Below are 10,992 nucleotides of genomic sequence, written 5' to 3'. Positions count from 1 at the left end.
GTGGGTTTACCGCTTCACCGGCGCAGTGGCTACATATGAAACTGTACTGGAAGTGAACGGAATTTTATCCGGGTTTGCATAATCGTGGGTATTTATAACGATGAGATAATCACCGAGCAATCGCCTAAAACGTATAACTCATCCCCACCGTTAGCTCCCGCACGTTGTTCTTATTCACCATCGGGCTGTCACTTATCGTGCTCGGGTAAAAACGCTGCGTGAACTGTGCCCAGGTGTTCCACAGCGGCGTCCAGGCATAGTTCATCGCCAGCTGTGCGTAAGGCACAATGCTGCTTTGCGGACGCCATGTCGCCAGGCCCGTTTTTGCCGACTCTTTCTCAGAGATGCCATAGTAATAACGCGTATTTTGCGCGTTAGAAAAGTCCATGCCGGCTTCCGGCACCAGCGTGAAATCTCCCCACTGCACCATTGCGATATAGGCCGAATTGGCGACCACGCCGTTGCTGACGTCCAGAGTATCGCCCGCGATCGTGGCGCTAAATGCCCCCACCGGCGTAGTGTATTGCATCGTCATACCGCCCATCATCGTGCTATTGCGGTTGCTCAGCCCTCGCAGCGCGGGCGTTTGCCCGGTATCGGCACGATATAGCGTGTCGTAGTAATAGACCTTAGCGCGCAGCAACAGCGTATCGGTATTGATGAAGTTATAGCCCGCCTCGGTCCCGTCGAGATACCAGGTTTTGCCATCGTAGCCGACGTATGGCAGCGCCCAGCGCAGCACATGGCGGGTTTGATAAGGGGTTTGATACAGCCCGCCCTGCGCGCCAAGCGACCAGTTGGCCGCCGGGCAGGAGGTGGCAATCAGCAGCGGGCTGAGCAGAAGCGCCCCGGTTATTTTTCGCATGTATTTACTCCAGGGCGACGAAGGTTTTGCCGCAGCTTAGCCTTTAATTTTGGGGTCCAGCGCGTCCCGCAACCCATCGCCCAATAAGTTGAACGCCAGCACGGTAAAGAAGATGGCGAGACTCGGGAAAATAGCCACGTGTGGGGCAATGACCATATCCGCCCTCGCCTCGTTCAGCATCGCGCCCCACTCCGGCGTAGGAGGCTGAGCGCCCAGGCCAAGAAACGACAGGCTTGCGGCGGAGATAATAGAGGTCCCGATACGCATGGTGAAATAAACCACGATCGACGAAACGGTTCCCGGCAGAATATGCCGGAAGATAATAGTCGCATCCGGGGCGCCAATGCTACGAGCAGACTCAATAAAAGTTTGCTGTTTCAGCACCAGGGTGTTGCCGCGAACCAGACGGGCAAACGCCGGAATACTGAAAATAGCCACCGCAATAATCACGTTGGTCATGCCGCTGCCCATCACCGCCACCACCGCTATCGCCAGCAGAATGCCGGGGAAGGCGAACAGGACATCGCAAATGCGCATGATAATGCGGTCCCACCAGCCTTCGTAATACCCCGCCAGCAGGCCAAAGAAGGTGCCGATCAGCGCGCCAATAAGCACCGAAAAGACCCCGGCGGCCAGTGAGATTTGCGCCCCAACCAGCACGCGGCTAAAAATGTCGCGCCCCAGCGAATCAACGCCAAACCAGTGCAATGCCGACGGCCCTTCGTTCAGCCTGTCGTAATCAAAATAGTTTTCCGCATCAAAGGGCGCTATCCACGGCGCTATCAGCGCTACTACTATCAGTAAAAGCACGAAAAGTCCGGCGGTCATCGCCACGGGCTGCTGCCGAAAACGGCGTAAGAACTCGCTCCACGGCGTACGGATTTGCCCGGCGCGAACGGCGGGCATCGCGCTGACTATGGCCTGGCGTCGCCAGTTTAAAAGTCGCATCCTTATTTGTACCTGATGGCCGGGTTAATGGCGGCATACAGCAGATCCACCACTAAGTTGATTACAATAAACTCCAGCGAAAACAGCAGGACTTCCGCCTGAATAACCGGGTAGTCGCGCATTTCCACCGAATCCACCAGCAGGCGCCCTAATCCCGGCCAGTTAAACACTTTTTCCACCACAATTGAGCCACCAAGCAGGAAGCCGAACTGTAACCCCATCATGGTGATCACCGGGATCATGGCGTTACGCAGGCCGTGTTTCACCACGATCAGCGTTTCGCTCACGCCTTTCGCCCTGGCGGTACGCATGTAATCTTCATGCAGCACATCCACGAACGATGCGCGGGTGAATCTCGCCATCACCGCAGCCACCGCCGCACCAAGGGTAATAGACGGCAAAATGTAGTGCTGCCAGCTGTCTGCCCCCACCGTGGGGAGCCAGCCTAACTCAACCGAGAAGACCTGCATCAGCAGCATTCCCAGCGCGAAGGCCGGGAAGGAAATACCGGACACGGCAATCGTCATGCTCAGGCGATCCGGCCAGCGGTTGCGCCAGACGGCGGCCACTATCCCGGTAACCAGGCCAAACAGCGTCGCCCAGGCCATGCTGGTCAGCGTCAGCCACAGCGTGGGCATAAAGCGGCTGGCAATCTCTTCGGATACCGGGCGGCGCGAAACCAGCGAGGTGCCAAAGTCCCCCTGCACCACGTGAGTGATGTAATGCAGGAACTGTCGCCACAAGGGCTGATCCAGCCCGAGCTGTTTGCGAACAAGCTCAATGACCGTGGCATCGGCCTCCGGCCCGGCAATCAGGCGCGCCGGGTCGCCGGGCAGCAGGTGCACAAACAAGAACACCAGCACCGCGACGATGAACAGCGTGGGGATCAGGCCCAGGAGGCGTTTGAGGAAATAGTTAAACATCGCGGCCCCTCACCCTAACCCTCTCCCCAAAGAGGAGAGGGAATAAAGAAAAAAAGCTTTGGTTTCCCCCTCTCCCTTTTAGGGAGAGGGCCGGGGTGAGGGTCATTATCACGCTACTTCAGATCCGCATTATCAAAACTAAACCCGGTATCCGGCATCACGTAGAATCCGGTGAGGTTTTTGCTGTGGGCAGAAACCAGTTTTTCCACCACCAGCGGCACCCACGGTGACTCTTTCCAGATAATGTCCTGCGCGTCTTTATACAGCTTCGCTTTCTCTTCCGGTTTGGTAGTTTTCAGCGCCTCAGCCAGGTCTTTATCCACCTGAGGATTGCTGTAGAACGCGGTGTTAAACAGCGTTGGCGGCCAGTTTTGGGAAGCAAACAGCGGTGACAGAGACCAGTCTGCTTCACCGGTTGAGGCCGACCAGCCGGTGTAGAACATTCTCACGCCGCTCTCTTTCTGGCTTTTGGCTTCCACTTCTGCCGCACGCTGCCCGGCGTCCATCGCCGTCACTTTCACCTTGATACCAACCTGCGCCAGCTGCTGCTGGGTAAACTGCAGTACTTTCTGCGCGGTGCTGTGGTTATGGGACGACCAGAGCGTGGTTTCAAAGCCGTTCGGGAAGCCCGCTTCTTTTAGCAGCGCTTTGGCTTTGGCCGGATCGTAAGGCCAGGGTTTGAATTTTTCCGAATAGGCGATGGACGGCGGCACGACGCCTTCCGCAGGCGTGGCAAAGCCGGAGAACGCCACTTTCACCAGCGCCTGGCGGTTAATCGCGTAGTTGATCGCCTCGCGAACCTTCGGGTTATCAAACGGTTTTTGGGTCACGTTCATGCTGATGTAGCGCTGCATGATGGACGGGGAAGCAACCAGCTCAAGCTTGCTGTTTTTCTCCAGCACGCCGGCCTGCTCGTAAGGAATCGGGAACGCAAACTGCGCTTCGCCGGTTTGCAGCATCGCCGCGCGGGTGTTGTTATCCACGACCGGACGCCAGGTAATGCTGTCCAGCTTCGGCAGGCCAGCCTGCCAGTAACCGGTGAATTTCTTCACCTTCACAAAATCGGTCTGGTTCCAGGTATCCAGCTGATACGGGCCGGTGCCCACCGGGTGGAAGCCAATATCTTTGCCGTACTTTTGCAGCGCCGCCGGAGAGATCATCGCCGTCGCCGGGTGGGCAAGAATATTGATAAACGCCGAGAACGGCTGTTTTAAGGTGATTTTTACCGTCGCAGGATCGACCGCTTCGGTTTTCGCGATGGCTTTATACAGGTTATAGCGCTTGAGGTGGTTATCCGGATTGCTGGCGCGGTCGAGGTTAGCTTTTACCGCATCGGCATTGAAGTCAGTGCCGTCCTGGAACTTCACGCCCGTACGCAGTTTGATGGTGTACACCAGGCCGTCGTCAGAGACCTTATAGCTCTCCGCCAGCACGTTCTGCAGCTTCATGTCTTTATCAAGCCCGAACAACCCCTGATAGAACGACTTCGCCACCGCCTGCGACAGCGTGTCATTCGCATCATACGGGTCGAGCGTCGTGAAGTTTGAGGCCACCGCTACGACGACATCTTTAGCAGCGAAAGCGGGCGTGGCGATAACGGCGGAGGCCAGTCCCGCCGCCAGAAGCCATTTTTGCGTTGTGTTAGCTGTCATTATTGTTTTCCTTTAAAGGCGATTTTCACTGCTGCCGATGGGATGCCGGGCGACAAAATGCCCCGGCCCCACCGCAACCAGCGGTGCTACGTGCGGTTCATCCCCCAGGCTGCGTGTGGCGCTGGGGATCTCGTCAGACACTAAAACGGGCTTGCGTCCCTTACGGGTTGGGTCAGCCACCGGCACCGCCGCCATGAGCTTGCGGGTATACGGATGCTGTGGGTTTTCAAACACCGCGCGGCGCGGGCCAATTTCAACAATCTGGCCCAGATACATCACCGCCACGCGATGGCTGATACGTTCCACCACGGCCATGTCGTGGGAGATAAACAGGAAAGCGATGCCAAACTCACGCTGCAGGTCGAGCAGCAGGTTAACTATCTGCGCCCGAATCGACACATCCAGCGCCGAAACGGACTCATCGGCAATCACCACCTTCGGGTTAAGGGCCAGCGCGCGGGCAATACAAACCCTCTGCCGCTGGCCGCCGGAGAACTCATGCGGGTAGCGCCAGGCGTGTTCCGGCTGCAACCCTACGCGCTCAAGCAGCCAGGCTACGCGCTCTTGAGCCTGCTCTTTGGGCATCGCCTGATGCACCAGCAGCGGCTCCATGATGGAGTAACCGACCGTCTGGCGAGGATCCAGCGAAGCATACGGATCCTGGAATATAAACTGGATGTCTTTGCGGACGTGCTGCAGTTCGCCGTCAGGCAAATTATCAATACGCTGGCCGTTAAAGGTGATGGTGCCGCCCTGGGTTTCCACCAGCCGCAGCAGCGAGCGCCCGGTGGTCGATTTACCACAGCCGGACTCGCCTACCAGCGCCAGGGTTTCGCCGGGCAGTAAATCGAAGCTCACCTTTTCAACAGCATGTACCTGGCGCGTCACCCGGTTGAATATCCCGCTACGTAGCGGAAAACGGGTGACCAGGTCACGCACTTCAAGCACTGGCTTAGCGCCGTGGGGAATGGTGTCCTGCTCGACTTCAGGCTCTTGCTGATTCGATTGCCCCGGCACGATAAGCGGAAACTTGCGCGGTAAATCGCTGCCGTTCATGGCGCCCAGACGCGGCACGGCGGCCAGTAAAGCCTGCGTGTAGGCGTGCTGCGGGTTTTCGAATATTTGCTCAACGGTGCCGGTTTCCACCGCTTCGCCCCGATACATGACCAGCACCCGGTCGGCGATGTCGGCCACCACGCCCATATCGTGGGTGATAAAAATCACCCCCATCTGCATTTCATCCTGCAGGACGCGAATAAGCTGCAGGATCTGCGCCTGAATAGTCACGTCGAGGGCGGTCGTCGGCTCATCGGCGATCAGTACCGCCGGGCGGCAGGAGAGCGCCATGGCGATCATCACCCGCTGGCGCATCCCGCCGGAAAGCTGGTGCGGGTAGCGGTTCAGAATGGCCTGGGCTTCAGGAATGCGCACGCGTTCAAGCATGCGTTTTGCCTCATTCAGCGCCGCCCGGCCGTCCAGCTTTTGGTGTAAACGAATAGATTCGGCAATTTGCTCCCCCACGGTAAACACCGGGTTGAGCGAGGTCATCGGCTCCTGGAAAATCATCGCCACGTCCGCGCCACGCACGCGACGCATCTGCGCGCTGTTCAGCTCGGGCAGATTAAGCACTTCGTTATTGCGGCGGCGCAGCAGCAGTTTCTCGCAGTCGACCAGCCCGCCGCTCTGTTCCAGCAGGCGCATCAATGCCATCGCCGTCACCGATTTCCCGGAGCCCGACTCGCCGACAATCGCCAGCGTTTCACCCCGGTTAAGCGTCAGCGACAGGTGACGCACCGCCTCGGTGACCTGCTGCTGTTGGCGAAAGCGAATATTGAGGTCGCTAACGGCAAGCACCTGCTCGTCCGGCAGTTCATGACTGTGCGGCATTAACTCTCCTGGTCACGATAAATTCCTACATTCGGGGCATCGCCCACAAAGCCAAAGCCGCGGTACATCCCTTCGCTGTTAAACGGCAGCGCGACGTTGCCCTGATTATCAATGGCAATCATGCCGCCGCTGCCGCCCAGCGCGGGCAGTTTTTCCAGCACCACACGGTCGACGGCCTGCTGCAGGCTTAGTCCGGCATACTCCATCAGGGCAGCAATGTCGTAGGCCGCGAGCGTGCGCATAAAAACTTCACCCGTGCCGGTGCAGGACACCGCCACGTTGGCATTGTTGGCATAGCAGCCCGCGCCGACGAGGGGTGAATCCCCTACCCGGCCCGGCAGTTTATTGGTCATCCCGCCGGTGGAGGTTGCCGCCGCCAGATTACCGAGTTTATCCAGCGCCACTGCGCCAACCGTGCCAAATTTCTTATCGGCATCAATCGGCTCGGCCCCGTCATGATCCAACAGCGTTTGCTGGCTTTCACGGGCGCGCAGCAATTGCTGATAGCGTTCTTCGGTCGAAAAAAGTGTTTCATCTACCGGCTCAAGCCCTTGCTGAGCGGCAAAACGTTCCGCCCCTTCGCCAATCATCAGCACGTGAGGGCTGTTTTCCAGCACCAGCCTCGCCGCAAGAATCGGGTTGCGAATATGGCTTACGCCCGCCACCGCCCCGGCATCCAGGCTGTTGCCGTCCATGACGCAGGCGTCGAGCTCATGTTTGCCTTCACTAGTGAACACAGAACCAATCCCGGCGTTAAACAGCGGGCATTCTTCCAGCAGGCGAACGGCCTCGGTTACCGCGTCCAGCGCGCTGCCGCCGTGCTCGAGGATCTGCTGCCCGACCTCCACTATTCTGGATAGCGCGCTGATAAACTCCTGCTCTTTTTCCGGCGTCAGGTGGGCGCGGGTCAGGGCTCCGGCCCCGCCATGAATAGCGATAACGGCTTTGGTCATTCGGCATTGCCTGTTGAATGTGATATCTGGCGGCGTTTTTTCTATAAATATCAGAATCGTTGCCAAACATTGATACGATTTTTGAATATAGAAAGACGTAAAAGTGTTGTAAAGAAAATTGACTTTACTCTGCGAGCCTTACGCCGCCCGGCGGGAAGGAGAAATAGCGGCCGATAAAACCTGAACCGCTATTTCTTTGGTGGTAACAAAAAGTTAGAACTTCGCGCTGATACCCACGTTGTAGCTGGTCTGGTTCCCGTCGCTTAGCCCGGCCGTTTGCGCCACTGCCGCAAAGGCTGACACGGTATCCGAGAGCGGCATATCAGCGCCGACGGCGATATCGGCCCAGTTTTTATCCAGCTGTTCACCGCTGCGGCTGAAGGTCAGCGCCGTGGATTTTAAGCCGCCGTTCGCACGGTAATTGTCGTCGCCAAACTGATGCCGGTAGCTGGCCTGCGCCCAGGGATTAATCACCCCCAGCTTCGTGTCCACGCGCCAGCCCGCGCTGCCGATTTGCGAATGGCCGTTCTGATCGCCGAAGCGCATAGCGGTGCTGCTGCTGCCGTTTTCGCTGTAGCCGTTCACGTGGCTGTAATCCCAGGCGTATTGCAGCACCGGCCCCGTGGTCAGCCAGTTCGTTATCGCGAGGTCATAACCCGCAGTAAGTCGCGCGCCATACAGCCTCCCGTCGGTATCGCCTTTTTCAGTGCGGGTCAGCTGTCCGAGCGTGATATCGCGCTGAATATTCGTGAAGTCCGCAGAGAGATAATGCACGTCCACGTTCAGCCAGGCCTGGCCCGCGCGAAGCTGGCCAAAGAGCGCGGCCTGGAAACCTCGGGTGTCATAGCGGTAGTTATCATCCGGGCGCTGGTTATCCAGAGAGCCGGCAATCAGCCCGCCCAGCACCACGTTTTCATTGAGCTGGTAATCCAGGCCAACGGTCAGGTTATTGGTGTTCCCTTTGCCGTCACCGGTTCCACCGTGCCCGCTATACCGCTGATAGCCCCCGCCGTAGCCGCCAAACACGCCCAGTGAACCGGCGGCGTTTTCGCCCTGACGCAGTTGCTGGTAGCGGCTGTCGAGCGTGGCCCGGCTGCCACGCACCATCGCCTGCGCGCCCTGATTCAGACGAGTCACCTGAACAGGCGCGGCGATAATCGACTCAATGTATTGGGCAATGATGCTGTGTACCTGCGGGCCAGGGTGGAAATGGTCGGCAAACAGATAGCCCTGAGAGGCATTAAAGCCGGGCGTCGAGCTGGTGCAGTCTGTCGCCGCCACGCCCGGCGGACAGGCCATCCCGGCGGTGTTTGTCAGGCCGAACGCCTGAGGGTTGGCCAGGATTTCCTGGAAAACGCCGTTGATATCCGCCCGGGCAATGTTGCCGCCGTGTTGCAGCAGAGCCTGATCCTCAGCGCTGTTATAGAAGGTGGTGAGTAAAGAAGCCTGCTGCACGGCTTGATCGTAGGCAGCAATCAGCTGAGCGGCTACGCCCTGCTGAATGAGTGGATTCGTACTGACGACCGACGCCGCCGCCTGTAAAGCCTGATGAATTGCCTGCTGGCGGCTCGCCAGGTCAGGCGTTTGCGCCACATCCAGAGAAGCATAAGCAGCCTGAATGGCTGGCGTGGCCGCCGCGCCAAGCCCTGCGCTAAGCACCAGTTCCATCAACGTTGGCGTCGCGCCGATATTCGGGACGTTAGGTACCACCACCAGCCCGGCTCCGGCATCAAGCAAAGCCCCAACCTGAGCCGCTGCGTTGGCCGCGCTGTTAGCGGCGATTCCCTGCGCCAGCGCTGGCTGGGTGGCGGCCGCGGCCAGATCGTTGCCGCCTATCCAGTGAATGTATAACCCGTTGCCGTCCGCTCGCCCGCCGGTCTGGCTAAGGTAGCGTTGAACCTGGCTTTGGGTATTATCGGCCGAATTGAGCGCTGGCACGGCGGTGCCCCCGCCCGCGGCATAGTTGCTGCCGCCCTCTCGGGAAGGCGTCAGCGTCAGGCCATATTGGTCGGCCAGCTGTTCGTCATAAAGTTTGTTCTGGCTGCTGTTCCAGGTCCAGCGCCCGTTGTTGCCGGTGTCGCTGAGGCTGTCGCCAAAAACGGTGAGGGAATCAAAGGCAAATGCGGATGAGGTAACGCCCATAGCGGCAGCCAGCATACTGAATTGAAACACTTTTTGTTTGCTTATCATCAGTTCTTCCTTGCAGAGGTTTTTTCTTAGCCACAATGACTATAGCCAATGGCGGTTTACGCGCAGGCCGAGCGTAAAGAAGAAACGTGACAACGTGATGTAACGCATAGCCCCGCGCTGGCGGGAGGATTTTGCTGATCCCAGACATGCCGCCAGACGGCGTTTTCTGCCATACTAAGCCCTTATTTTGTCCCTGCTCCAGGAGCCACGAATGGAATTTACCGCCGGGCTGATCCCGCTTGAAACCGCGCTTGAACAGATGCTGTCCCGTATTAACCCGCTGTCCGAAACGGAAGCCCTGCCGCTGCTGCAGGCCACGGGCCGCATCACCGCCGCACCGGTCATCTCTCCGCTCGATGTCCCCGGCTTCGACAACTCAGCGATGGACGGATACGCGGTGCGGCTGGCGGATATCAAAGCCGGTGGCGCGCTGCCTGTCGCAGGTAAAGCATTTGCCGGGCAGCCGTTCAGCGGCGAATGGCCCGCTGGCACCTGCGTGCGCATCATGACCGGCGCACCGATCCCTGCCGGGGCCGAAGCAGTAGTCATGCAGGAAGAGACTGAAGTCACCGAAAGCGGCGTGCGCTTTAACGCCGTCGTGAAGAACGGGCAGAACATTCGCCGCCGCGGCGAGGATATCCATCAGGGCGCCAGCGTACTGGCCGCAGGCGTGAAGCTGACCGCCGCCGAGCTGCCGCTGATTGCCTCTCTCGGCATCCCGGAAGTGAAGGTCTACCGCAAAGTGCGTGCAGCGGTGTTTTCCACCGGCGACGAGCTCCAGCTTCCCGGCCAGCCGCTGGCCGAGGGCCAAATCTACGATACCAACCGCCTGGCGGTTCACATCATGCTGGAGCAGCTGGGCTGCGAAGTTATCGACCTCGGCATCGTTCGTGATGACCAGGCTGCCCTGCGCGCGGTGTTTAACGAAGCGGACAGCCGCGCGGACGTCGTCATCAGCAGCGGCGGCGTTTCGGTGGGCGAAGCAGATTACACCAAACAAATCCTTGAAGAGCTGGGCGAAGTCGGCTTCTGGAAGCTGGCGATTAAGCCAGGCAAACCTTTTGCCTTTGGGCGACTGAAAAATAGCTGGTTCTGCGGTCTGCCGGGTAACCCGGTTTCGGCGGCGCTGACGTTCTACCAGCTGGTACAGCCGCTGCTGGCTAAGCTGAGCGGTCAGCAAATCAACCCTCTTCCACCGAGAATGCGCGTGCGCACCGTCGGCAAGCTGAAGAAATCCCCGGGCCGCCTCGACTTCCAGCGTGGCATTTTGCGCCGCAACGAGCAGGGTGACCTTGAAGTATTAAGCACCGGGCACCAGGGCTCGCATATTTTCAGCTCCTTTAGCCAGGCCAACTGCTTTGTGGTGCTGGAGCGCGAGCGCGGCAACGTAGAGGCCGGAGAATGGGTTGAGGTCGAGCCGTTTAACCCGCTGTTCGGAGGCTGAGATGGTTGAGCTTAGCGATGAGGAAATGCTGCGCTATAACCGCCAGATTGTGCTGCGCGGCTTTGACTTTGACGGCCAGGAGAAGCTGAAAGCCTCGCGGGCTCTCATCGTCGGGCTGGGCGGGCTGGGC

Annotated in this window: 9 protein-coding genes; 2 read left to right on the top strand and 7 right to left on the bottom strand. The window is 58.8% G+C overall.

The annotated features are described in order from the left end of the window. Positions 1-124: 124 nt before the first annotated feature. From HX778_RS24810 to HX778_RS24780, 7 genes are all read right to left on the bottom strand, one after another. Positions 125-865 (bottom strand): MipA/OmpV family protein, encoded by a 741-nt coding sequence (locus tag HX778_RS24810; RefSeq protein ID WP_176983345.1) that lies wholly within the window; start codon positions 863-865, stop codon positions 125-127. Between the two features lie 36 nt (positions 866-901). After that, positions 902-1,813, bottom strand: coding sequence for a glutathione ABC transporter permease GsiD (gene gsiD / locus HX778_RS24805; RefSeq protein WP_038481146.1), 912 nt, complete (start codon positions 1,811-1,813; stop codon positions 902-904). 2 nt (positions 1,814-1,815) lie between these two features. Beyond that, positions 1,816-2,736 carry a glutathione ABC transporter permease GsiC gene (gene gsiC / locus HX778_RS24800; RefSeq protein ID WP_166872389.1) on the bottom strand — a complete coding sequence of 307 codons (921 nt, stop codon included), beginning with the start codon at positions 2,734-2,736 and terminating at the stop codon, positions 1,816-1,818. Positions 2,737-2,849: 113 nt separating this feature from the next. Then, on the bottom strand, positions 2,850-4,388 hold the full coding sequence (gsiB, locus tag HX778_RS24795) for a glutathione ABC transporter substrate-binding protein GsiB (RefSeq protein ID WP_038481142.1): 1,539 nt from the start codon (positions 4,386-4,388) through the stop codon (positions 2,850-2,852). Positions 4,389-4,400: 12 nt separating this feature from the next. Next, positions 4,401-6,275 carry a glutathione ABC transporter ATP-binding protein GsiA gene (gene gsiA, locus HX778_RS24790; RefSeq protein ID WP_176983344.1) on the bottom strand — a complete coding sequence of 625 codons (1,875 nt, stop codon included), beginning with the start codon at positions 6,273-6,275 and terminating at the stop codon, positions 4,401-4,403. Then, positions 6,275-7,228 carry a beta-aspartyl-peptidase gene (iaaA, locus tag HX778_RS24785; RefSeq protein WP_176983343.1) on the bottom strand — a complete coding sequence of 318 codons (954 nt, stop codon included), beginning with the start codon at positions 7,226-7,228 and terminating at the stop codon, positions 6,275-6,277. Before iaaA ends, gsiA begins: the two co-directional genes overlap by 1 nt. A gap of 213 nt (positions 7,229-7,441) precedes the next feature. Further along, positions 7,442-9,385: an autotransporter outer membrane beta-barrel domain-containing protein gene (locus HX778_RS24780; RefSeq protein ID WP_370527419.1), complete on the bottom strand. Its 1,944-nt coding sequence runs from the start codon at positions 9,383-9,385 to the stop codon at positions 7,442-7,444. Between the two features lie 244 nt (positions 9,386-9,629). Between HX778_RS24780 and moeA the strand changes: the two genes are divergently transcribed. After that, the gene (gene moeA / locus HX778_RS24775) at positions 9,630-10,862 is read left to right on the top strand and encodes a molybdopterin molybdotransferase MoeA (RefSeq protein ID WP_038481138.1); all 1,233 of its coding nucleotides are present in this window, start codon (positions 9,630-9,632) and stop codon (positions 10,860-10,862) included. A gap of 1 nt (position 10,863) precedes the next feature. Then, positions 10,864-10,992 (top strand): ThiF family adenylyltransferase (locus HX778_RS24770; RefSeq protein WP_370527418.1); only part of this gene is annotated, 129 nt, incomplete at its 3' end.

The organism is Cedecea sp. P7760, from assembly GCF_013386425.1.
GTDB lineage: Bacteria > Pseudomonadota > Gammaproteobacteria > Enterobacterales > Enterobacteriaceae > Cedecea > Cedecea selenatireducens.
The sequence above is the reverse complement of the archived record's forward strand: the minus strand, read 5'-3'. Positions and strand labels throughout refer to the sequence as shown.

Bases quoted from the DNA above. Each gene is read 5' to 3' on its own strand.
- gsiD (WP_038481146.1), bottom strand. From the start codon at position 1,813: ATGCGACTTTTAAACTGGCGACGCCAGGCCATAGTCAGCGCGATGCCC.
- gsiB (WP_038481142.1), bottom strand. From the start codon at position 4,388: ATGACAGCTAACACAACGCAAAAATGGCTTCTGGCGGCGGGACTGGCC.
- moeA (WP_038481138.1), top strand. From the start codon at position 9,630: ATGGAATTTACCGCCGGGCTGATCCCGCTTGAAACCGCGCTTGAACAG.
- HX778_RS24780 (WP_370527419.1), bottom strand. From the start codon at position 9,385: ATGCTGGCTGCCGCTATGGGCGTTACCTCATCCGCATTTGCCTTTGAT.
- HX778_RS24810 (WP_176983345.1), bottom strand. From the start codon at position 865: ATGCGAAAAATAACCGGGGCGCTTCTGCTCAGCCCGCTGCTGATTGCC.
- gsiA (WP_176983344.1), bottom strand. From the start codon at position 6,275: ATGCCGCACAGTCATGAACTGCCGGACGAGCAGGTGCTTGCCGTTAGC.
- iaaA (WP_176983343.1), bottom strand. From the start codon at position 7,228: ATGACCAAAGCCGTTATCGCTATTCATGGCGGGGCCGGAGCCCTGACC.
- gsiC (WP_166872389.1), bottom strand. From the start codon at position 2,736: ATGTTTAACTATTTCCTCAAACGCCTCCTGGGCCTGATCCCCACGCTG.